Origin of the sequence: Nocardia sp. NBC_01377, from assembly GCF_045040005.1 — a bacterium.
GTDB classification, from domain to species: Bacteria; Actinomycetota; Actinomycetes; order Mycobacteriales; family Mycobacteriaceae; genus Nocardia; species Nocardia noduli.
Map to the genome: position 1 here is coordinate 677646 of NZ_CP109566.1, position 21387 is coordinate 699032.

At 65.7% G+C, this 21387-nt stretch carries 20 protein-coding genes and 1 pseudogene; 8 read left to right on the forward strand and 13 right to left on the reverse strand.

The genetic code is table 11. The features are described 5' to 3' along the window. Nucleotides 1-49 precede the first annotated feature (49 nt). Nucleotides 50-328, reverse strand: a complete 279-nt coding sequence (locus OG225_RS03170) for a hypothetical protein (RefSeq protein WP_405180331.1) — start codon at nt 326-328, stop codon at nt 50-52. Nucleotides 329-459: 131 nt separating this feature from the next. On the opposite strand from OG225_RS03170, the gene OG225_RS03175 reads away from it, so the two are divergent. The 3 genes from OG225_RS03175 to OG225_RS03185 all read left to right on the forward strand — a co-directional run bounded on the left by OG225_RS03175 (nt 460) and on the right by OG225_RS03185 (nt 3696). Further along, nucleotides 460-1065 carry a uridine kinase gene (locus OG225_RS03175; protein ID WP_405180332.1) on the forward strand — a complete coding sequence of 202 codons (606 nt, stop codon included), beginning with the start codon at nt 460-462 and terminating at the stop codon, nt 1063-1065. Nucleotides 1066-1154: 89 nt separating this feature from the next. After that, nucleotides 1155-2108, forward strand: coding sequence for an endonuclease/exonuclease/phosphatase family protein (locus OG225_RS03180; protein WP_405180333.1), 954 nt, complete (start codon nt 1155-1157; stop codon nt 2106-2108). 133 nt (nt 2109-2241) lie between these two features. After that, nucleotides 2242-3696, forward strand: a complete 1455-nt coding sequence (locus tag OG225_RS03185; protein ID WP_405180334.1) for a metallopeptidase — start codon at nt 2242-2244, stop codon at nt 3694-3696. A 9-nt stretch (nt 3697-3705) separates the two neighbouring features. Here the strand turns inward: OG225_RS03185 and OG225_RS03190 are convergent, their stop codons facing one another. The 4 genes from OG225_RS03190 to OG225_RS03205 form a co-directional block, all read right to left on the reverse strand. Beyond that, complete coding sequence (locus OG225_RS03190; protein WP_109526341.1) at nt 3706-4173, reverse strand: 6,7-dimethyl-8-ribityllumazine synthase; 468 nt, start codon at nt 4171-4173, stop codon at nt 3706-3708. 9 nt (nt 4174-4182) lie between these two features. Then, nucleotides 4183-5025, reverse strand: coding sequence for an alpha/beta hydrolase (locus OG225_RS03195; protein WP_405180335.1), 843 nt, complete (start codon nt 5023-5025; stop codon nt 4183-4185). Nucleotides 5026-5049: 24 nt separating this feature from the next. Beyond that, nucleotides 5050-8130: a CocE/NonD family hydrolase gene (locus tag OG225_RS03200; RefSeq protein ID WP_405180336.1), complete on the reverse strand. Its 3081-nt coding sequence runs from the start codon at nt 8128-8130 to the stop codon at nt 5050-5052. 188 nt (nt 8131-8318) lie between these two features. Beyond that, nucleotides 8319-9179 carry a hypothetical protein gene (locus tag OG225_RS03205; RefSeq protein ID WP_405180337.1) on the reverse strand — a complete coding sequence of 287 codons (861 nt, stop codon included), beginning with the start codon at nt 9177-9179 and terminating at the stop codon, nt 8319-8321. 133 nt (nt 9180-9312) lie between these two features. Here OG225_RS03205 and OG225_RS03210 point away from each other — a divergent pair, with 133 nt between their 5' ends. After that, a complete protein-coding gene (locus OG225_RS03210) occupies nt 9313-9840 on the forward strand; it encodes a signal peptidase II (RefSeq protein WP_216911872.1) in 528 nt (175 codons plus the stop codon). 183 nt (nt 9841-10023) lie between these two features. On the opposite strand, the gene OG225_RS03215 is transcribed toward OG225_RS03210, so the two are convergent. The 6 genes from OG225_RS03215 to OG225_RS03240 form a co-directional block, all read right to left on the reverse strand. Then, a complete protein-coding gene (locus tag OG225_RS03215; protein WP_405180338.1) occupies nt 10024-11283 on the reverse strand; it encodes an RNA polymerase sigma factor in 1260 nt (419 codons plus the stop codon). Between the two features lie 13 nt (nt 11284-11296). Continuing rightward, entirely contained in the window at nt 11297-11689 is a 393-nt protein-coding gene (locus tag OG225_RS03220) for a YciI family protein (RefSeq protein ID WP_216911868.1), read from the reverse strand. 397 nt (nt 11690-12086) lie between these two features. Then, on the reverse strand, nt 12087-12632 hold the full coding sequence (locus OG225_RS03225; RefSeq protein WP_405180339.1) for a hypothetical protein: 546 nt from the start codon (nt 12630-12632) through the stop codon (nt 12087-12089). Then, nucleotides 12629-13384, reverse strand: a complete 756-nt coding sequence (locus tag OG225_RS03230; protein WP_405180340.1) for a hypothetical protein — start codon at nt 13382-13384, stop codon at nt 12629-12631. The genes OG225_RS03225 and OG225_RS03230 overlap by 4 nt, the downstream gene beginning before the upstream one ends. Then, nucleotides 13381-13707 carry a hypothetical protein gene (locus OG225_RS03235; protein WP_405180341.1) on the reverse strand — a complete coding sequence of 109 codons (327 nt, stop codon included), beginning with the start codon at nt 13705-13707 and terminating at the stop codon, nt 13381-13383. The genes OG225_RS03230 and OG225_RS03235 overlap by 4 nt, the downstream gene beginning before the upstream one ends. After that, nucleotides 13704-14351, reverse strand: coding sequence for a hypothetical protein (locus tag OG225_RS03240; protein WP_405180342.1), 648 nt, complete (start codon nt 14349-14351; stop codon nt 13704-13706). The genes OG225_RS03235 and OG225_RS03240 overlap by 4 nt, the downstream gene beginning before the upstream one ends. A 597-nt stretch (nt 14352-14948) precedes the next feature. Between OG225_RS03240 and OG225_RS03245 the strand changes: the two genes are divergently transcribed. From OG225_RS03245 to OG225_RS03255, 3 genes and pseudogenes are all read left to right on the forward strand, one after another. Then, nucleotides 14949-15539, forward strand: a complete 591-nt coding sequence (locus OG225_RS03245; protein ID WP_405179462.1) for an IS630 family transposase — start codon at nt 14949-14951, stop codon at nt 15537-15539. 545 nt (nt 15540-16084) lie between these two features. Continuing rightward, nucleotides 16085-17596 carry a group II intron reverse transcriptase/maturase gene (gene ltrA / locus OG225_RS03250; protein WP_331758516.1) on the forward strand — a complete coding sequence of 504 codons (1512 nt, stop codon included), beginning with the start codon at nt 16085-16087 and terminating at the stop codon, nt 17594-17596. Between the two features lie 119 nt (nt 17597-17715). Then, a pseudogene (locus tag OG225_RS03255) lies at nt 17716-18252 on the forward strand (IS630 family transposase); the annotation flags it as partial. A 153-nt stretch (nt 18253-18405) separates the two neighbouring features. On the opposite strand, the gene glnA reads toward OG225_RS03255, so the two are convergent. Continuing rightward, nucleotides 18406-19842 (reverse strand): type I glutamate--ammonia ligase, encoded by a 1437-nt coding sequence (glnA, locus tag OG225_RS03260; RefSeq protein WP_216911835.1) that lies wholly within the window; start codon nt 19840-19842, stop codon nt 18406-18408. Nucleotides 19843-20094: 252 nt separating this feature from the next. Here glnA and OG225_RS03265 point away from each other — a divergent pair, with 252 nt between their 5' ends. Then, nucleotides 20095-20547: an RDD family protein gene (locus tag OG225_RS03265; RefSeq protein ID WP_109526331.1), complete on the forward strand. Its 453-nt coding sequence runs from the start codon at nt 20095-20097 to the stop codon at nt 20545-20547. Nucleotides 20548-20559: 12 nt separating this feature from the next. On the opposite strand, the gene OG225_RS03270 is transcribed toward OG225_RS03265, so the two are convergent. Next, nucleotides 20560-21303 (reverse strand): DUF4191 domain-containing protein, encoded by a 744-nt coding sequence (locus OG225_RS03270; protein ID WP_109526330.1) that lies wholly within the window; start codon nt 21301-21303, stop codon nt 20560-20562. Nucleotides 21304-21387 lie beyond the last annotated feature (84 nt).

The following is a 21387-nucleotide window of genomic DNA, read 5'->3' on the forward strand; positions in this document are numbered from 1 at the left end:
GTTCTCATCGCCATCGGATTCGTCCTCGGCTTCCCGAAGGAATGACCCCTCAGCGCTGCGCCGTCTCCCGGAATCGGGAGACGAACGCGCGAATCGCTCTGCGGTCCTCGGTATCCGGCGGATGATGTCCCGCCTCGGCCGTCACCGCCACCACACTGCCGGGTCGTACCGCGAGGACGTCCCAGCACGTCGGTAGGACCGGCGCGTGCACGCTGCGTCCGTTACTGGTCACCGTGATACGCGAGGTGAACCGGGCCGCGACATCGGCCAGATCCTGCGCGTCGTCATCGGTGAGCGCCCGCGTCGCCATGAACTCCTCGAAATACATTCGGACCACCTCGCAAACTTCCGCGCCGACCTTTCCGCCACTGTATGCCGCCGCCGGCAACCCCCGTGCGCACACCGACAAGGCAGGTCGCACCCCTCGTCACTGTCCTCCGCACACCTAGAGTGGGCCGGATGGACCGCCCGTCACAGTCCGCCGAGAACGCGTCCGACCTCGACGACCTCGTAGGACGCCTTCGCGCACGGCCGCCTTCCTGCGGGCGGGTCCGCCTCGTCGCGATCGACGGCCACGCCGGTTCGGGGAAGAGCGGTTTCGCCCTTCGACTGGCACATGCCCTCGGTGACGCACCGATCCTGCACGTCGACGACCTCGCCACCCACGACGAATTCTTCGGCTGGACCGATCGTCTGCGCGACCAGGTGCTGACCGCGCTCGCGCGGGACCGCACCGCCGATTACGGCATCTACGACTGGAACGCCCGGGCGTTCACGACCGTCGGACACCTCGCCCCGGCGCCGGTGGTCCTGCTCGAGGGCGTCGGCGCGGGGCGGCGCGATCTGCGCCCGTGGCTGTCGCACCTGCTGTGGATGGAACTCGACGCCGACGAATCGTGGCGCCGTGGCCGTCGACGCGACGGTCCGGGACTGTCCGAGTTCTGGGACGCCTGGATCGTGGCCGAGCGCGGTCACTTCGCCTCCGATCCCGCACGGCCCCATGCCGATCTGCTGATCACACAGCGTGACGGGGGATATGGGTTCGCGCCGACCGCGCAGAGCTAGCGTTCGAACCCCGCGTCGCCCGCCGATCTACACGAAGTCTCCACACGCGCCGGGTTCCGTTGTCACCGCGCCCACCTAGAGTGCAGATCATGGTGCGTATATGGATGAACCGAGCGCTGCTCGGTCTGGGGTGGGGCGCCCTCGTGACGGCAATCGTGGGAATAGTGCTGTATTTCGGCGCGTTCCGCCAACGCGAGATTCCGGTGCTGCTCGCGTCGGGTGCTTCCTACCTGATGCTCGGCGCGATCGTCGGTCTGCTGTTGTTCCTGCTGGCACGCGGTTGGCGCAGCGCGGTCGCGGCCGGACTTGTCGTCGCGGGGGCGCTGTGGACGCAGTTGCCGATCTTCGTGGCGGACGGCAGGGCGGCGGGCAACGGTCCGGTGGTCACCGTGCTCCAGTCCAATCTGCTGTTCGGCGGCGCGGACGTGACGCAGGTCGTGCGGACGGTCCGCGACGACCGGGTCGACCTGCTGACCGTCGAGGAACTGACCGCCGAGGCGGTGACGCGCCTGGACGCGGCCGGAATCGCCGAACTACTGCCGTACCGCTACGTCGAGACGGCGAGTTGGGGCGCGGGCACCGGCATCTACAGCCGATACCCCTTGCGCGACACCAGGAAATACGACGGTTTCGTCATGAACAATCTCGGCGCGGTGATGGAACATCCGGAGCGTGGCGCGGTCGCGGTGTTCGCCTTCCATCCGATGCCGCCGCCGCTGGACTTCGAGGCGTGGAATTCCGAGATGCGCCGCATCCGCGACATCCTCGACGCCACCACCGGTCCGGCGCTGGTCGGCGCGGATTTCAACGCGACACGCGATCACACCGCCTTCCGCGACCTGCTGCGCGGCGGGTTCGCCTCGACCGCCGAACTGGTCGGCGCGGGCCCACTGCCGACCTATCCGACCGACAAGAGCTGGGGGCCGCTCATCGGTATCGACCACATCCTGATCTCCGGGGGCAGCGCGGAAGAGGTCAGGGCGATGACCGTCACCGGATCCGATCACCGGGCCGTGCTGGCCAGGACACGCCTGAACAGCTGATCGAGCGGCCGGTCGCGCTGCGCGCGGCGCGATCTCTGCGATTACCATGGGAACGCTCGATGGTGGATGTGCGGATCCGCCGGCGGGGTCCGCGAACATGCGGGTCCCGCACAGGATTTCGGGGAGGTACCTGATGAGGTTCGCGCGACTGCGCGTCGGGGTGATCGCGGCTCTCGTCGTGTTCGGCGTCACGCTGACGGCCTGCGACGCCGTCACCGTCACCGTCACCGGCGAGAACGCCGCCGCTCCCACGATCACGGAGAATCCGTGGGAGCTCGCCGCCGCCGCGACCAGCAGCGGTACGAGCGGCCCGCGCCCCGGCGTCCCGGACGCGCCGCTGACGGCCGAGAACGGGGACGGCGGCGTGATCGACCGGCTGTCGCTCAACGCCATCGCCGATATCGAGGAGTACTGGAAAGCGGAGTACGCCAAGACTTTTCCCGGAACCTTGAAGCCGGTGAGCCGCTTCATCTCCTGGGATGCGAAGGCGCCGGAACAGAAATCGGTGAAGTTCTGCCGCTCCGACACCTACCAGGTGGTCAACGCCGCCTACTGCTCGGGTGATCACACCATCGGCTGGGATCGCGGGGTACTGCTGCCCGAGGTGCAGAAGAAGTACGGCGCGATGGCGGTGGTGATGGTGCTCGCGCACGAATACGGTCACGCCATCCAGGGCCAGGCCAAGATCGCGGGTTTCCTGACCCCGGTACTGGTGCAGGAACAGCAGGCCGACTGCCTCGCCGGGGTCTTCCTGCGCCACGTGGCCGAGGGCAATTCGAAACATTTCACGATGAACATGACCGACGGACTCGACGGGGTGCTCGGCGTGACGGTCGCCATCCGCGATACCGATCCCAGCGATCCCGACAATGTCCACGGTTCGGCCTTCGAACGGGTGACGGCGGTACAGCTCGGCTACAACGACGGCGCCGTCGCCTGCAAGAAGATCGATCGCAACGAGCTGGAGAGCCGTCGCGGCACCCTGCCGACCACCTTCGAGATCGAGGACGAGGAACAGCAGCAACTGCCCGTCGACGTGGCCTCGCTGTCGAGTGTGAGCCAGGCGCTCGCCAAGGCGTTCCCGATCCGTCAGACCCCGAAATTCGACTACTCGGGCGTGGTGAAGAACTGCCCGAAGGTCACCGCGACCGCGCCGGTGTCCTTCTGCCCGACCTCGAATACGATCGGCACCGATGTGCGCACGCTGGCCAAGCGCGGCGCGCCGACCAGCGAGGACGAAGTCCTCTCCGACACGGTGGCGGGCGACTACAACGCCTTCATCGTGTTCGTCTCGCGCTACATGCTCGCCGTGCAACAGGATCGCGGGCTGAAACTGACCGGCGCGGACACCGCGGGTCTGCGCACGGCCTGCCTGAGCGGCGCTTTCACCACCGACTTGAGCGAACCGAGCAGTGACCCCCGGCTGTCGGCCAAGGATCTCGACGAGGCGGTCTCCGGACTGCTGTCGGATGGTCTCGCCGCCGCCGATGTCGACGGCAAGATCGTGACGAGCGGGTATCAGCGGCTCGAGGCGTTCCGGACCGGTGTACTCGACGGTGAGCGGGCCTGCCTGACGAAATTCGCCTGAGCCGTCGGATCAGTCGGCGACGGCGGGCAGCGACCGCAGCGAGTTGAGCGTGGTCGCCAGCGCGCGGGCGGCCTCGGCCCCCTTGGTGACGAAATGGTCGGTGAAATAGGTGACGTGCTCGCTGTGCTCGTGGAAATGATGCGGGGTGAGCACCACCGAGAACACCGGGACATCGGTGTCGAGCTGCACGCGCATCAGTCCGTCGATCACCGCGGAGGCGACGAAATCATGCCGGTAGATGCCGCCGTCGACGACCAGCGCGGCGGCGACGACGGCCGAGTACTTCCCGCTGGCGGCGAGCCGTTTGGCGTGCAGCGGGATCTCGAAGGCCCCGGGCACCTCGAAGACGTCGACGGTGTCGGGGTCGAAGCCGAGATCGGACAATTCGGCGGTGAAGCCCTCTAAAGCCTTACCGACGATCGAGCTGTGCCACATAGCGCGAACGAAGGCGACCGACCCGGTGGATGTGGTTCCCATGCCGGGAGTCTACTGCCCGGTAATGTGGCGCTCCAGCCATTCGACCACGTCGGTCAGAACCCTGTCCTGCTCCGGTTCGTTGAATACCTCGTGGTAGAAGCCCTCGTATCGGATCACCGTCAGATCCTTGGATCCGGCGCCGCGCTCGACCAGATCGGTGCTCGACGGCGCGGCCAGCGCGTCGGCCGTGCCGTGCAGCACCAGCAGCGGCTGGGTGAGCTTGCCGAGCCGTTTCTTGACCAGGTCGGTGCCGCGCAGGATCTCCGCACCCGTGCGGGCGGGCAGTTTGCCCCGGAACACCAGCGGATCGTTGTCGTAGGCGCTGACCACCGCCGGATCGCGGCTGATCATCGAGGAATCCAGGGTCAGCACACCGAGATTCGGTGTCAGCGTGCTCAGCACCGGCGCGAACAGGCGCTGCAACGGATTGCCGACCGGGATGTCGAGCGGGGGAGCCGACAGGATGATTCCGGTGACGTCGACGGGTCCGCGGGTCGCCAGATACAGCGTGATCAAACTGCCCATCGAATGCCCGAGCAGGAAGGTCGGCACATCCGGTTGCTCGCGGATCGCGAGTGCGAGCATGGCCGCGACATTGTCGGCCGAGGCGTCCATCGACCCGATATTCGCCCCGCCGCCGCCCGCGGATTTCCCGTGCCCGAGGTGATCGAGCGCGTAGACGGCGAAACCTGCGTCGGCCAGCCGGGTGCCCACATGGGCGTAGCGACCCGAATGTTCGGCGACACCGTGCACGAGCACGACCACCGCGCGCGTCGCCGTCTCGGGAAGCCATGCGCGCCAAGCGATCCGGCTGCCACTGCCCTCGAAAACGCCTTCTTCGGTGCGGGTCACCCGCGCTCCTTCCAGTCGCGTCGACTACTCGGGGCCCGTCGCGAGCGCGTCGATCAGCCGTCTGTTGAACTCGATGAGCCGAGCGTAGTTCACCCGGGAGATCCGCTCGTCGGTTCCGTGGATCGTCGCCAGGTCCGCGGCGGTCAGCACGATCGGCGCGAAATTGCAGCGGGTGACGGCCAGATCGTCGTAGTGCCGGGAATCGGTGGCCCCCGGCACGATGCCGGTGGTGACCGCGATACCCGGCACCACCGCCTCGGCGAGCGCGGCGATCATCTCGTAGGCGGGACCGGGAGTGGCGCTGCCGGAAGGTTCCGACGACATCCCGACCAGTTCGATGCGGATGTCGGCGTCACGCACGACCTCGCGGCAGTGCGCGAGCACCGTGTCCACCGAGTCGCCGGGCAGAATCCGGAAATTGACCAGCGCCTCGGCGTGCTGGGGAAGGACGTTCGCCTTCACACCGCCGCGGATGACGGTGGGCGCCGTGGTCGTGCGGACCATCGCCTCGGTCTGCGGAGTCCGCGCCAGGATCCGGGTGATGAGCGGCGCGACGACACCGACCGACGCCAGACCGAGCAGACGTCGCCTGGCCTCGGGCATCGCGTGGCGCAGCCGCGAGAGCATGTCGATCGCGCCGGGGGTGAGCCGCAACGGCATCGGATTGTCCTGGACGCGCGCCACCGCGCGGGCGAGCCTGCCCACCGCGGTCTGCTTCCCCGGCATCGAGGAATGCCCGCCCACTTCCCGCACCGACAGCCGGACGGTGGCATAGCCCTTCTCGCCCAGCATGATGGACGCCACCGGTCGATCCACCCCGTCGGCGACGCCCCGGGTGATCACGCCGCCCTCGTCGAGCAGCAGATCCGCGCGCACCCCCGCCTCGCGCAACCGCCGCGCCATGCGGACCGCGCCGTCGTCGCCGAACACCTCCTCGTCGTGGCCGAAGGCCAGGTAGACGGTGTGCCGGGGCCGCACACCGTCGGCGAGCGCGGCCTCCACCGCCTCCAGGATCGCCATCAGCCTGCTCTTGTCGTCGATGGCGCCGCGACCCCAGATCTGGTCCGCGTCCACCACGCCGTCGAACGGCGGATGCGTCCAGCCCGGTTCGTCACCGACCGGAACCACGTCCTGGTGCGCGAGCAGAATCGCCGATACCCGATCCGGCTCCGCACCCGCCCAGCGGTAGAGCCTGCTGCGACCGAAGGTCTCCAGCTCGAGTTCGGCGTGCGTCAGCGGGAAGGACCGCTCCAGGTGCTCGGCCAGGCGCGCGAACTCGCCGTCGGCGGCGTCGGTCGGTTCCTCGGTGGAGATCGTGACGCAGCGCAGCGCCCGCGCCAAGCGCTCGGCGACAGCGTCGTCGACCGTGTTCGTCACGGGGGTGGTCGGCGCGGGCCCACCGGCGTTCACGGTCGGCCCGTCTCGTTCGGCAAGTTCATGAACATCACTGCATTGTTCAACACCTCGGGCGCGAGCGTCGTCGTCTTCTCCACGCGCCACTTCGCGTGGGCCTCGCTGGTGCCGCCGGTCAGATCGGGCACCCTGGTGTCGGTGAGCAGTGGGAGTTCGAGTCGGGCGGCTTCGACGGTCACCAGTGCGTCGGCCGGTGCGTGCGACCACACGTCGTCCACGACATCGGTGATCCGCACCCCGAGTCGATGTCCGGCGGCCAGCGGCCAGCGGCCAGTCCTGGGCCAGCGTCCGGATCCGAGTGTCGGCGACGACCGGCGCGATGCCCCGGGTGACGAGTGTGGCGCGCCCGCTCGGTTCGACGTCGTAGATCTCGATCGTCGCCGTCGCGGACGAGGGACCGCCTAGCCGCAGCGACGCGGTCGCGATCCCGGACAGGTGTGTCACCCGGTCGAACGGCTGCGAGATCGACCAGATCTCCCGGTCCGGACCGGGAAGGAAACCGCGATCGGTATAGGCCCCGGTCCGCAGCTCGACCGGGTACCGGCGCGAATCCGCCGGGGGCCAGGCGGATTCGGCACGCCACCCGCCGTCGAACTGGCCGACCGTCACCATCGGTCCCGGAATCTCGACCGTCCGCAGTGCCACATGCCGGTCGAAGAACGCCAGCAGTTCGGTCTCGAAATTCGGTGTGCCGCATTTGGCGTGACAGTCGCTGTGGCCCCACTGGCCGAACCACGCGCGATGCTCACCGGGCCCCTGCGCCTGCCACAGGTCGAATACGCGATCCGGGCGGGTGTTGGCGTCGAGGAAACCCTGCCCGAGGAACAGCGGAATCGTATTGCCACGGGTGGCCGTCACCAGATCGCGTTCCCGCCAGCCGGGCCGGTTCGCATCGTGGTCGCCGGTCAGCGACAGATAGTCCTCGGCGCACCGCTGCGTCATGGCGATCGCGTTGGCCTGGTATTCGGCGGAATCCTCGGGCCGACCCGGTGTCGACGCGATCGCGAGATGTTCCAGCCCGACCTGATCCGCGGGACGTATTCCGTTCTCGGTCACCGGCTTTCCCGAGAACTTCCACGAAACGCCCCGCATGTACAGATACGAGTACGGATCGACCACCGGGGAGAACGCCGCCACCGCCGCGAGCCCTTTCGGCTTCGCGGCAAGGCCCAGCAGCCCGGTCCAGGCTTCGTAGGACACCCCGACCATGCCGACCCGACCCGTCGACCACGGTTGGCTCGCCGCCCACTCCACCGCCGTGACCACATCCGAACGCTCGCCCGGCCCGCCGTAATCCGGGCAGCCGTCGGAACCGCCGAAACCGCGCAGGTCGACGATGACGTAGGTGTAGCCCGCCCGCAACGCCATCTCCACCGGGAGGGATTCGGTGGACGGCCCACCCGTCAGACGGGGCAACGAGATATAGGCGGTGTGCGATCGGTACGGGCTGACCGTCAGGATCACCGGGGTCCGGGCGTCCTCGGGCAGGTTGGCGGGGCGCAGGATGTCCGCGTGCAGCCGCGTGCCGTCCAGCGTGGTCAGGTAGGTCTGGCGATACTGGTGCGTCACCGGAACCCCGTCCGACCACGGATCGGCGACCGGCTGTGGCTCTGCCACCGTCACCGGGGCCGTCACCCCGACGGCCAGCATCAGACCCGCCAACACCCGCACCACGACCGCCACCGAACTCACCCATGGACTATCGCCGCATGTCATCGGCGAGTCCAGCCCCCGGAACCGGGGGTCCGGTTCGGGGTGCGCGATATGCGGACCGTGTCGCCCACCCTCAACTCGTGCGCCCAGCGCAAACCGCCCCGCCCGACCGGATCGAGCCGCACGTTCGCCACCCGAGACCGAGCCGGTCCCCTGGGGCGCGGCGCTCAGCTCGCCGGTCGGGCTCCGTCCGGAATATGGATCGAGCGCACATCGAACACGGCCAGGTGGGTGGTCGGCGCTTCGCAGGTCAGTGGAGCGTCGACGCGGGCGAGCGCTCGGGCGCGGAGTTCGGTCCGGCCGATGTCGAGGACGAGGAGATCGTCGGGGCAGGACCGGACCGGAAAAGCGTAGCGGCGCAGGGCCGTCGGGCCGTATTCGTCGAGGAGCCCCGAACTCCGGTCGAGTGTCGCGAGCACGCGGGCGCGGTCGCTGCCCGTCGCGGCGAGCTCGTCGGCGAGTTCGGTGCGCCGCGCGGGATCGGTGACCTCGCGTGGCGTGAAGCCCGGCGCGGTGGGGGAGAGTTCGACGCTTCCGACCGCTTCGGCCGGACCGTCACGGTCGGCGGCGGCCCCGTCGACCGTGGTGACGCCATCGATCGCGGCCCGCGGCACCTTGAACACCACGAACGGCGTGTAGGCGCGTACACACTCCGGATGATCGGTGCCACCGAGCAACTCCGGTCGCAGATCGGTGCCGACTCGTCCCAACTCCGCGCTGGTCGGCGCACGGCAACCGGTGCTGGTCACCAGTGCCAGATAGGCGTAGGTGTCCGTGTCAGCGAGGAGTTCGGGGTGCTCGACGACCCGCGGCAGCGTCGACCCGCGCCGTGCCGAGAACCACCCGGTGAACGCCTCGGCGGAGGACTCACTGTCGATGAGCGCCGTGAAGGGCGGTCCGTTGAAGCCGGACGGATCGAACTCCACCACTTCGGCATCGAAATCCACCCCGGCGGGACCGACTTCCGGCGGTACGGCTCGCGCGTCACAGCCTGTCAGCGCGCACAGAGCCACCACGGTGCCCAGCACGGCTCGTCTCGTTCCACCCACACGGGAATATCTTTCGGAACGGAGGCGGTGTTAGCGCCCGAGATCGGCTCCGACCGCGGTCGAGGACACGGGTAGATTGCATCCTGTTCGAGGTGCAGGGAGAAACGAGACCATGAAACGCCCACCCGTGAGCGTATTCCGCGGAACACGCCTGTCGATCCCCGTCCTCGCGGCCGCGGTCGTCGCCGCCGACCAGCTCACCAAGTGGTGGGCGCAGACCAGCCTGACGCCGGGCACCGCGACCCCGGTCGCAGGCGAATTCCTCCAATGGCGGCTCGTGTACAACCCGGGCGCGGCCTTCGGCACGGCCGCCGCGTACACCTGGATCCTGACCGTCATCGCGGGCGTCGCCGTCATCGGTCTGTGCGCACTGGCGCGCCGCGTACACACCTACCCCGGCGCGACAGCCGTCGGCGTCCTGCTCGGCGGCGCGATCAGCCATTTCGCGGATCGACTGCTGCGCGCCCCCGGCTTCGCCCGAGGCCACATCGTCGACTTCATCGACTACAACGGCTATTTCGTCGGCAACGTCGCCGATATCGCGATCGTCGGCGGGGCCGCGGCGCTGGCACTGCTCACCGTGCTGCGTCTCGAACCCGCCGCGTCACCGGAGCCTGCACGCCTCGACAACGCGGCGTGACCCGTGGCGCCGACGCCCCGTTCGCTCGGCGCTTCTCCCGGGCTCCGGACCGGACGGTCGATGCACCGACTGGCACCGCATCGCCGCGCTCCGGGCGCTGGTCGCGCGGGCATGACAGGCGGCGATCGAGGCTTGCGGCATGTGTGCTTCGCGGTCCCTGTGCTGACGACGCGACGCACGCGGCTATCTGTCGCCACCCGTTCGGCAGGACGCCGCCCGCTCGAGCAGCAGCGTCCGCTCGGCCTCGTTGCCGGTCATCGCCGCGGCCCGTTCGAATTCCGAGCGAGCCTCGTCGCGACGTTCGAGTTTGAGCAGCAGGTCACCCCGGACGGCGGGCAGCAAGTGGTAACCGCGCAGGGCGGCGACGGTGGACAGTTCGTCGACGATGGACAACGCGACCGCGGGTCCGTCGGCCATCGACACCGCGACAGCCCGGTTCAGCTCCACCACCGGCGAGCCGGTGAGCGCGCCGAGCTCGCGATAGCGCGCGGCGATGCGATGCCAGTCGGTGGCTTCGGCGCTGGTCGCGCGGGCATGGCAGGCGGCGATCGAGGCTTGCAGCACGTAGGACCCGCGTCCGCCGAGTCGATCGGCCCGCCGCAGCGCGCCCTCGGCGTGGGTGATCAGCAAGCGGTCCCAGCGGGTCCGGTCCTGACGGTCGAGCGGCACCGGCCGACCGCCGGCATCGGTTCGGGCACGCAGCCGTGACGCCTGGAATTCCATCAGTGCCACCAGCCCGTGCGGCTCCGGTTCGTCGGGTGCGAGGGCGGCGAGCATCCGGCCGAGCCGCATCGCCTCCGCGCACAGTTCGGCACGCGTCCACGAATCGCCGCTGGTGGCGGAATATCCCTCGTTGAAGACGAGGTAGACGACCTCGAGTACCGAGGCCAACCGCGCGGTCAGCTCGTCGCCGACCGGGACCTCGAACGGAACTCCCGCGTTCGACAACGTCTTCTTCGCCCGCGAGATCCGCTGGCCGAGCGTGGTGGGCGGGATCAGGAAGGCGTGCGCTATCTCGTCCGTGGACAGTCCCGCCACGGTCTTGAGCGTGAGCGCCACCCGCGCGTCGCGGCCGAGCATCGGGTGGCAGGCGGTGAACATCAGCCGCAGGACGTCGTCGCCGACATGCCTGTCGAATTCGACGGCGTCCATCGGATCGTCGCCGTCGGGCATCTCGCGGGCGAGCAGTGCGAGTTTGCGCTCCAGGTTCACCCGGCGGCGGACGGCGTCGACCGCGCGCCGCCGGGCGACAGCCAGGAGCCAGGCGCCCGGCTTATCCGGGACGCCCGACTCCGGCCACTGTTCCAGCGCCGCGATCAGCGCGTCCTGGGCCAAGTCCTCGGCCAGATCCAGGTCGTTCACGGTTCGCGCCAGCGAGGCGGTCAACCACGCCGACTCGATCCGCCAGATCGCCTCGACGGTCCGCTGGGTCGCACTGGTCACCCGATGCCTCGTCCTACAGCCCGGTCGCCTCACGCAGTTCGGCGGTCAGCGCCTCGCCGAAATCCTCGGGACCATACAACGGCCGCACCTCGACCACACCGTTGCGGATCGGTGCCCGGCGCACCCACTCGAGCGCCTCCTCTAGCGAGGACACCTCCCAGATCTGGTACCCGGCGATCAACTCCTTGGTCTCGGCGAACGGTCCGTCGAGCACGGACGAACCGCCGTCCGTGTCGAAAGCGACCCGCTTGCCCGCCGAACTCGGCTTCAGCCCCTCACCGGCCAGAATCACCCCCGCCTTGGTGAGTTCGTCGTTGAACGCCTCCATCTCGGCGAACTCCTCGGCGGTGGGCGGCACCCCACGCTCGGTCTCCTCGGTCGCTTTCCCCAGAACCATGACTCGCATGAACGCTCCTTCGCCGCCGGGGCCGACCCACTGTTCGCGGACCGTCTCAACCCTGACTCACCCCTACGTCGATCGGCAAGCACCGGTTTCGACATCGCCCCCGAGAAATTTCCGCGCCCGAGATCTTCGGCAGAGCGCGGGCGTGTGCAGGCGTGCGTACACGTCGTGTTGCCGTGCATCATCGACCGAAACGGCTCTGCCCCTGTACAGCTGGGTATATCACCTTCCGATCCCAGCAAGTTCTGCGGTCTGGTGGACGACCAGACGGGCGGTCCAGGTGCGCCCGCTGAGCTGCTCCGATTCAGCTACCTGTGTGGCGAGAATATGTCAGCGACGAAGTCTCCGGTATTGCGGTTCGGTAGTCGAAGCACTTACCGGAGGCCTCACCTTTGCCGGGTCAGCCATTCGCCTTTTGAAGGATTCCGACCAGTACCTTCGCGCCCGCTTCCGCCTGGTTGTTATCAGGGACCTGGAAGGACTCTTTGCTGTTGGCCAGTGTCATATCCAGTTCTGCGTGCCAATCTCCGACGATGGTCTCGAAGTGCGGCCGAATCAGATTTGCCCACCTGACCTCTACCGAGTTGCCTTCGACGAGCACCCTTTTCTCACCCGGGGCGATAGCCGTGCCGTCGTCTGCTCGGACAATAGTCAACACGGCGTAAAGACTTTCGTCTCGGTCGTACTGGCACGATAACCCTGACCCGCCCTCACCGAATCTCTTGTCTGGATTCGTACCGAGGCGCACCGGTCTGAGTACAACTTCCCGGTGCTCGCCCCAGGTATCGCGCATCAATTCGATGGCGTGCTCACAAACTTCGATCTCGGTCGCGTGCTCAGCCACCTTCTCCGACGACGGATCAGTCTGGTCCGATGACCCGCACCCCGCCGTCGCGGCAACTATAATCGAGCTCGCAGCCGTCAATGCGGCCAACCACTTGTTCATTCTGTCTGCTTCCAGAGTTTTGGATCTTCGAACGTCGTCGAGACTGAGACGGGCCACTGATTGTTCGGCAGGCCATTTGGATTGTCCGTTAAATTGATCAATTCGTTGGCCGCGATCTTGTGGCCCTGGATCTCGTTGAATGCCAACGTATACAGCTTGTTGGCGGAATCGAGGGCCGAGAACGCCGCGTCGACCATCAGGCTGGCGCCTTCGATCGCCGTCACCAAACCCATTATTTGTACCAACGCTGATCCGATGTTCGTCAGGAATTCTCCAATGGCGTCGACGACCGCCTTGTACAGATTCCTTCCGGATTCGGCCAGCTTGAGAAGCTGCTCATGCACCTTCTCTGCCATCTCCTGAGTGGTTCCCATCGCTGTATCCTGCAGCGTCCGCGACGCTGCGTATCTCAGCTGTGCATCCCCTGTCCAGTGTCCATCCAGAATGAAAGTCGCCTGGTTCTGAGTGTTCTTCGCGCCTCGTATCGTTCCGGCAACTGTCTGCCAGTCGGCGGCATACCCTATGAACAGGTAGGGGGCATCGATTCCGTCCATGATCTCATCGAGCTTATCGAGCAGCTTCTGAATGTGTTCATTTGCTTTGTCGCGTTCGTCGGTGAGTTTCCACCATAACGCGAATGAGAGGACCTTTAATTTATCGAATGTATCGTTTATCTCGTCAGGCATCTTTTTCCATTCGATCACCTGATCCCTGATCTGCTTGACAGCTTCGTCGAGGTCGGTCGTACTCATATGCTGAAGTCCATCTCGCCCTCGGTCTTCTTGAACTCTGTTTGCCCTGCTATATCCTGCTGCTCAAACGTGGTTGCCACTTTGTAGAGCGCGGCACCGATCTCATCGGTCCGGGTCGCCCCTTCCCGGAGCCTGTCCTGCAGATACTGTGCTGTGTCTCTATATGCTTCCCAGGCGTTGTAGAAGATTCCGAATCTGATCTGTGAAAACTTGAGGGCGTCGATCTGATTTGCCGCGTTTGTCAATCCGGGTTCTACTTCGTTGGCCCATGCCTTACCGAGACTTTCTATTATCCCAAGTTCTACTTTGAGTTCGCCACTCATAGGTTCTCATTTCCGAGCAGGTACCATTGATGTCTTGTCAGTCGCGTGAACAACTCGTCGTCTGTTTCCTGATCCAAGTACATATCATGTTGAAGAGCGGGTTTCATGGACCGTATCTGGTCGGCGCATTCGACGATATCGTGAGCAATCGTAAACGAGTCGACCGACGCTGCCCATTGCGGATCTATCCATATTTCGGTCAATTCGACCCTGCTTGCGCGAATAGTCAGTACGACCTCATCGAACTCATTTCGGTCTCGACCGTGCGCCACATAGCATTCGCCGACACCGAACAACTTTTTGTACTGGGCGACGTATTCTTCGTAGCTGCGCGTTTGTAATAGCGCTGGTACGATTTGTCGGAGCGGCAGCTGGACCGGGGCGGGACTTCCCCCCGAATCTATAAGCTTCATCAACCTCTCGTAGAGTGCGTATCGGTAACCTTTCATGATGGAGGCGGCATACTCGGAAGGCGTATAGGAGGAGCCCCAACTGCGCCCGAGGTGGACTACGGTCGGTAACCGATCTTCGCCGACCTCTACATCGACAAAACTGGCTCGCTGCGGTATTTGATATCCCGGCTTCTCGGCCGCGGTGTCATTGTCGTAGTTCTCCGCCGCGTTCGCTGGTCGATAACCGGACATAGATATAAGGGCCTGCTCTCTTCTCGAAGTTGGCCGAGGGATCTGCCACGCGAAGCGGGCGGCAGATGGATCCGGCATCGCGCGACGAGTCCATCGTCGATCATTGATGGGCTGCAAGAAAGTTGAGTGGTGTTGCTCGCGGTATGGATAGTTTCGATCGGACTGATCACGGCGTTATCGGCATCCTCTCGTCGGTCTGTTGCTGACGTCCCGCCAACGGAATAGCAACAACTCGGTCCTGGTGAATCGAGCATCATTGGTATTGGACGCAACTGTGCCCGAATCGGTTCCATGGAACTTTCTCAGCTGGCCCGGGCGAGGTCGCCGATAGTCGTTCGGGCAACGCTGTTCGATGAGGGACGCGTCGTGACAGAGCAACTGTGAATGGAGGCGAAGACCAGATTCCCGCGTGAAATGACGTTGCCGTTGTTGACAGCGGTGATGAAGTGGCCGTAGGGGTATACATGGCCGCGAATGGCGAGGAAAGCCCGCGGGCGGCCATCAAATGGGTCGCCGTGCCAGCGCCAGACGACATCGGAAACCTAGTGGGTCGATTTCGAAGTTGTTGGGCAGTACTCGATCTGGTTGAATCGGCTGGTGCGAGCTGCCCCGCTGGTGTTGCGTGATGGTGACCGAGAGATCCTGCAAGCCTGGATCCGGTCGACGACGATGAAGTCCGGACTCGTCCTACGAGCCCGGATCATCACTCTGGCCGCCGATGGTGTGGCCCATGCCGAGATCGCTCGCCGGTTCGATATCTCGCGCCAGACCGTGATCAACTGGCGATCCCGCTACCAGACCCATGGGATCGACGGGTTGCACGACGAGCACCGGTCAGGACGGCCACGGACTCTGGACCGGGACAAACTGATCACCACCACGTTGACCCCACCTCCGCGCAAATACGGTGTCACGCACTGGAGTTCGCGTCTTCTGGCCGACCATCTGGGTATCGCGCACGGGACCGTGTCGAAGGTGTGGAGCGAGTACGGGGTCCAACCGTGGCGAGCCGAGACGTTCAAGTTCTCCACCGATCCAGAACTCGCCGGCAAGGTCACCGACATCGTCGGGCTCTACATGAACCCGCCAGAGAACGCGATCGTGCTCTGCGTCGACGAGAAATCCCGTGCGCCACGAGGCGCTGATGAAAGCCGTGCGGGAGGTGGTGCCCGCCGCCGGTCGTCGTAGCGACCGGTCGAAGCTGGAGGCAGGTCGAGCCCTGGGTTGAGGGGGAGGCCGGGAGCAGCCTCGACAATGTAGGGGCGAGCCGGAACTGTCAGACGGCTCGTGCCCGCGAGCGAGGACGGAAAGGCATAGGGAAACCGAACCAGTGGCAGAAGCCCCGTCAGTCGTCAGCGATCCGCGAAATCTGGCGGATGGATCGCTTGCGGCGCTGGGCAGGTCGTGTGTCTTGATCTGCTCGCTCTCATCGCCTGTGGGTTTTGGGTGGTGGGAGGCCCCGGCCAAGACTGCGATGTGCGGCCGGTGGCGATGCCGCCGGGGTATAGCTGGATGCCGACACCGTCGTAACGGACATCAGTGAACGTGGGAAGCGGCCCGATGCCGCCCGAACCGAACCGGTCATCGACCGGTCGGTGGGCAGGCGCGACGCCCGCTGTGGGTATCGGGTCGTGGCGGAGTCGCCGTAGTACTTCGAGCCGGGGAAAGCCCGTGCACTTGGGGAAGGGCGACAGCGTGATCGGCAGTGACGACCGGTGAGGAGGAGGTCATCGTTGAATAGCGGTGCGCTGGACGAGACGGTGCTGTTCATGGCCGAACGTCGGGTACTCGGTCACCAGCGCAAACTGCACCGATGGGCGAAAGACGAACCGTGTAAGCGGTTCGATGATGTGTTCAATCTGGTCTGTGATCGGGCGACTTTGCTGGTTGCCTGGGATCGTGTGTCGGGCAACCGGGGCTCCCGGACGGCAGGGGTGGATGCGGTCATCCGCAGTCACGTCGAGGACGTCGTCGGGGTGCTGCCCTTTCTGGAGGAACTGCGAAATTCCTTGAGAGAAGGCACGTTCACCGCGCTGCCGGTCCGGCGGGTGACGATCCCGAAGAAGGGCGGCAAACTCCGTCATCTCGGGATACCGACCTTGCGGGATCGGGTGGCGCAGATGGCGCTCAAGCTGGTTCTGGAACCGATCTTCGAGGCCGAGTTCTACCCGCATTCCTACGGGTATCGGCCTGGGCGACGGGCGCAGGATGCCATCGCCGAGATCCACAAGATGCACACCCAAGGCTATGAATGGGTGGTCGAAGGGGACATCACCGCGTGTTTCGACAACGTCGATCACCAGGTCCTGATGGGCTTGGTGGCTGAGCGTGTCACCGATCGCAAGGTGCTGGGCCTGGTCCGTGCGTTCCTGCGGGCCGGGATCATCAGCGAACACGGGGGTTTCGCGGCGAGCCTGACCGGCACGCCGCAGGGTGGAGTCGCTTCGCCGCTGCTGGCCAACATCTACCTGTCGGTTCTGGATCGGCATTTCATGCTGATCCAGGAACGGGACATGAGCCCGCCGTGGCGGCGTCAACAGCGCCGCCGCAAAGGGCTGCCGAACTATCGGCTGGTGCGTTTCGCTGACGACTTCGTCGTGCTCGTGCACGGCGAACGGTCCGACGCCGAAGCGTTGCGATCCGAGATCGGCGAGTTGTTGGGCCGGGAGCTGAAGATGACTCTCTCGGTGGAGAAGACACACGTCACGCACGTCGATTCCGGCTATGTATTCCTCGGCTTCCGCGTCCAGCGGTGGACACGGGGCGATGGCCGTCGCGTCGTGCTGACCATCCCGTCCAAGAACGCTTTGGCCGGGGTGATGCGCAAGATCAAGCGGGCAACCGGGGCAGCGACGACGTCGCTGCGGCTGGGGCAGTTACTGCGGAAGATCAACCCGATACTTCGGGGTTGGGCCGCCTACTTCCGCTACGGCGTGTCCAAGAAAACCTTCTCCTACCTGGGCTGGTATGCCTGGTGGCGGGTGATCTACTGGATTCGCCGCAAGCACCCCCACCTGACCTGGAAGCAGGTCCGCCGACGCTTCTACGGCGCCGACCGGATCAGCGACAACAGTGTCACCCTCTACAACCCGGCGAAGATGCGCGTGGAGCGTTACCGCTACCGCGGAACGAAGATCTCCACGCCGTTCAACCTCGATGCGGTCGACCCAGCGGGAGCACGCTACCGCCGGACCGACCACGACGATGTCGTCTTCGTCGGCTACCTGTCCGAACTCATCGCATAAAACCCCTTTCGGGACACGTGGAGAGCCCGGTGCGGGGACAACTCGCACGCCGGGTTCGGCGGGCGGGGACGGGGAAACCGACAGCTGAAACGCTGCACGGCGTCCCGTCCTCGACCCAACAGATCCAAGCCCTGGACCGGACTGCGCCGACGTTGCCGATGCAGATCGGGATCCCGCAACGGCAAACCCACGACTACGTCCGCAACGGCACCACGACCCTGTTCGCGGCGCTGGAGATCGCTACAGGCAAGGTCACCGGGGTGTGTAAACCCAGGCACCGCCACCAGGAGTTTCTTGCTTTCCTGCGTCACGTGGCCCGCGCCTATCCGGCCGGTGAGCTGCACCTGGTGATGGACAACTACGCCGCCCACAAGAAGGCTGAGGTCCGGGCCTGGCTCGCCGAGAACCCGCGTATCCGAGTGCATTTCACCCCGACCTCGGCGTCGTGGATGAACCTGGTCGAAGTCTGGTTCGGCATCATCGAACGCCAAGCCATCCACCGCGGGACCTTCCGCAACGTCCGCGAGCTGACTACCAAGATCCGCGAGTTCATCAACGGCTGGAACCCGCGAGCGAAGCCCTTCGTCTGGACCAAGACCGCCGAGCAGATCCTGGCGAAGGCTGACCGCCGAAGAACTTCAAATACGGCCCACTAGGAGCGTCTGTGCACAGACGCAGACGAGTCCACCCGCTTCGCGATCGGTGAAGCGATCACGGAGTGGATGGACTCGACTGGAACTACCGCGTACGAACTGCGGACGGACGACCTGAAACAGATGCTCCGCCGCAGCTCACACCACTACGAACCCTTACACGTCGAAGTAGAGCTCGAACTCGTACGGGTGCGGACGCAGGTTGACCGGGGCGATTTCCTGGGTGCGCTTGATGTCGATCCAGGTTTCGATCAGGTCGGGGGTGAAGACGTTGCCTTCGGTCAGGTAGTCGTGATCCTGCTCGAGGCGGTCGATGACCGAGGCCAGGCTGGTGGGGGCCTGGGGGATGTTCTTGGCCTCCTCCGGCGGGAGCTCGTAGAGGTCCTTGTCGACGGGGGCCAGCGGCTCGATCTTCTTCTTGATGCCGTCCAGGCCCGCCATCAGCATGGCGGCGAAGGCCAGGTACGGGTTGCCCGAGGAGTCCGGCGCGCGGAACTCGATGCGCTTGGCCTTGGGGTTGTTGCCGGTGACCGGGATGCGGACCGCGGCCGAGCGGTTGCGCTGCGAGTACACCAGGTTGATGGGGGCTTCGTAGCCCGGCACCAGGCGGTGGTAGGAGTTCACGGTCGGGTTGGTGAACGCGAGCAGCGACGGCGCGTGGTGCAGGATGCCGCCGATGTAGTGGCGCGCGATATCGGACAGGCCACCGTAGCCGGCCTCATCGTGGAACAGCGGCTTGCCGTCCTTCCACAGCGACTGGTGCGCGTGCATGCCCGAGCCGTTGTCACCGAAGAGGGGCTTCGGCATGAAGGTGACGGTCTTGCCGTCGGCCCACGCGGTGTTCTTCACGATGTACTTGAAGAGCTGCAGGTCGTCGGCCGCGCCGAGCAGGGTGTTGAACTTGTAGTTGATCTCGGCCTGACCGGCGGTGCCGACCTCGTGGTGGCCGCGCTCGAGTTCGAAGCCCGCGTTCTGCAGGTTGGTCGCGATCTTGTCGCGCAGGTCGACGTAGTGGTCGTACGGCGCGACGGGGAAGTAACCACCCTTGTTGCGCACCTTGTAACCACGGTTGGCGGTGCCGTCCGGGTTGGTCTTGGCGCCGGTGTTCCAGGAGCCCGAGACCGAGTCGATCTCGTAGAACGAGCTGTTCATCGTCGAGTCGTAGCGGACCGAGTCGAAGATGTAGAACTCCGCCTCGGCGCCGAAGTACGCGGTGTCGGCGATACCGGTCGAACGCAGGTACTCCTCCGCCTTGCGCGCGATGTTGCGCGGGTCGCGGGAGTAGGCCTCGCGGGTGAACGGATCATGCACGAAGAAGTTCAGGTTCAGCGTCTTGGCGGCGCGGAACGGGTCGAGGCGCGCGGTGCTGAAGTCCGGCAGCAGCAGCATGTCCGACTCGTCGATCGACTGGAAGCCACGAACGGAGGAGCCATCGAAGGCTAGCCCTTCCTCGGCGAGGTCAGCGGTGAAAGCCTTCCCCGGGATCGAGAAATGCTGCTGTACACCCGGAAGATCGCTGAAGCGGATATCGACGTATTCGACCTCCTGCTCCTTGATGTACTGGATGACCTCGTCGGCCGTGCTGAACGTCACTTGTTCTCCTTACGGATCGGTTCCCAGCGAGTGTCGATTGCATGGGTTCGTCGCGTCCAGACGCTATGGACGCGGTGTTTCCTGGCAATCAAGGCTGTGTTTCGCCAGTGTTACACGTGCGGCTGGCGGGGTGTGGATGCTCACCCCGGCTCGTCCAGCATCGTAATCCTGCCATCCGTTCATCGCCCGGTGACGCTGAACTCCCCTTATGCGATGCGGGCCCCGTGGTCGCCGCCGCCTACCCTGGAAGCCATGGCGCGCATTACCGGTAGCTGGCTTTCCGGACCCTCGGCCGAGTCCGGGGACTCGGCTACGCCCGAGTTTCCCGGCGAACACCTCGGCCTGCCGAAGTCCGGCGCCGGGTCGATCGCGGGGCAGGGTCGCCGGATCGCGGCGATGTTCGTCGACTGGCTGATGGCCGTCGGGATATCGCTGCTGATCCTGCGTCATGTGAACGCGAATCTGCCGTTGCTGATCTGGTTCGTGGTCGGTGTCGCCGCGGTGACGCTGTTCGGGTTCACGCCCGGTCAGTACTTCCTGCGGCTGCGGGTCCTGCGGGTCGATGCCGCGGTGCCCGTCGGGTTCGTGCGAGCGCTGGCCAGGCAGGTGCTGTTGATCTTCGTGGTACCGGCGTTGTTCACCGACGCCGACGGTCGCGGCATGCACGACCGGGCGACGGGAACGGCGGTCGTCAACGCGCGCTGATCGCCGAAGCGATCAGCGCCTGCGGATGGTCCGCTGCACACCGCGCATCTTGGCGCCCGCGGGCATCGGCCCCTTCGGCATCGCGGGTCCGCTGCGCGCACCGAGCGCGGCCAGCCTGCCCTCGATGAGATCGATCCGCTTGACGTCGATATTGCGTGGCAACTTCGTGAGGTAGCGCTGTAGTTCCTTGAGCGGCACCTGGCCCTCGTCGTTGCCGATGATCACGTCGTAGATGGGGGTGTCGCCGACCAGGCGGGCGGTCTTCTTCTTCTCCTGCGCGAGCAGGGACTTGAGCCGCTGCGGGGAGCCCTCGCCGACGAAGACGACGCCGGGCAGCCCGATCACCCGGTGCACGGCGTCCAGTTGGGTTGTCGCGGCGATGCCGTTGTTCACCCGCCATTTGCCCTGCAGGTTGTCGAGCACCCACGCGGCCGCACCCGCCTGGCCCTCGGCCTTGGCGTAGACGTTCTTCTGCACCCGGCGGCCGAAGATGATGAAGGCGGCCAGGACGCCGAGCAAGATGCCCAGCGGCAGCAGGAACAGCAGGATGCCGAAGATCAGTCCGATGACAAGGAACACCGCGGTGATGCCGACGAGTGCGCCGATCATCAGCGGCAGCAGCAGTTTGTCCTCTTTGCGCTGCATCTGGAATGCCTGCCACAGCTGCTGACGCCGCTGTTTCGACGCCTGTTTGCGCGCCGCCTTAGCCGCGGCTTTCGCTTCCTTGGACTGCGTGCCGCCCTTACCTGCTGCCATGGTTCCCAGGATAGTGGCAGCGTAGGGGCCGGTCGGCGGCGGGACGGACTGCTCCCGAATGCCGGGAGCGGTAACCGTGACGCA

Coding starts and splice junctions, on each gene's coding strand:
- OG225_RS03170 (WP_405180331.1), bottom strand. CDS start 328: ATGTATTTCGAGGAGTTCATGGCGACGCGGGCGCTCACCGATGACGAC.
- OG225_RS03175 (WP_405180332.1), top strand. CDS start 460: ATGGACCGCCCGTCACAGTCCGCCGAGAACGCGTCCGACCTCGACGAC.
- OG225_RS03180 (WP_405180333.1), top strand. CDS start 1,155: ATGGTGCGTATATGGATGAACCGAGCGCTGCTCGGTCTGGGGTGGGGC.
- OG225_RS03185 (WP_405180334.1), top strand. CDS start 2,242: ATGAGGTTCGCGCGACTGCGCGTCGGGGTGATCGCGGCTCTCGTCGTG.
- OG225_RS03190 (WP_109526341.1), bottom strand. CDS start 4,173: ATGGGAACCACATCCACCGGGTCGGTCGCCTTCGTTCGCGCTATGTGG.
- OG225_RS03210 (WP_216911872.1), top strand. CDS start 9,313: ATGAAACGCCCACCCGTGAGCGTATTCCGCGGAACACGCCTGTCGATC.
- OG225_RS03220 (WP_216911868.1), bottom strand. CDS start 11,689: ATGCGAGTCATGGTTCTGGGGAAAGCGACCGAGGAGACCGAGCGTGGG.
- OG225_RS03225 (WP_405180339.1), bottom strand. CDS start 12,632: ATGAACAAGTGGTTGGCCGCATTGACGGCTGCGAGCTCGATTATAGTT.
- OG225_RS03230 (WP_405180340.1), bottom strand. CDS start 13,384: ATGAGTACGACCGACCTCGACGAAGCTGTCAAGCAGATCAGGGATCAG.
- OG225_RS03235 (WP_405180341.1), bottom strand. CDS start 13,707: ATGAGTGGCGAACTCAAAGTAGAACTTGGGATAATAGAAAGTCTCGGT.
- OG225_RS03240 (WP_405180342.1), bottom strand. CDS start 14,351: ATGTCCGGTTATCGACCAGCGAACGCGGCGGAGAACTACGACAATGAC.
- OG225_RS03265 (WP_109526331.1), top strand. CDS start 20,095: ATGGCGCGCATTACCGGTAGCTGGCTTTCCGGACCCTCGGCCGAGTCC.
- OG225_RS03270 (WP_109526330.1), bottom strand. CDS start 21,303: ATGGCAGCAGGTAAGGGCGGCACGCAGTCCAAGGAAGCGAAAGCCGCG.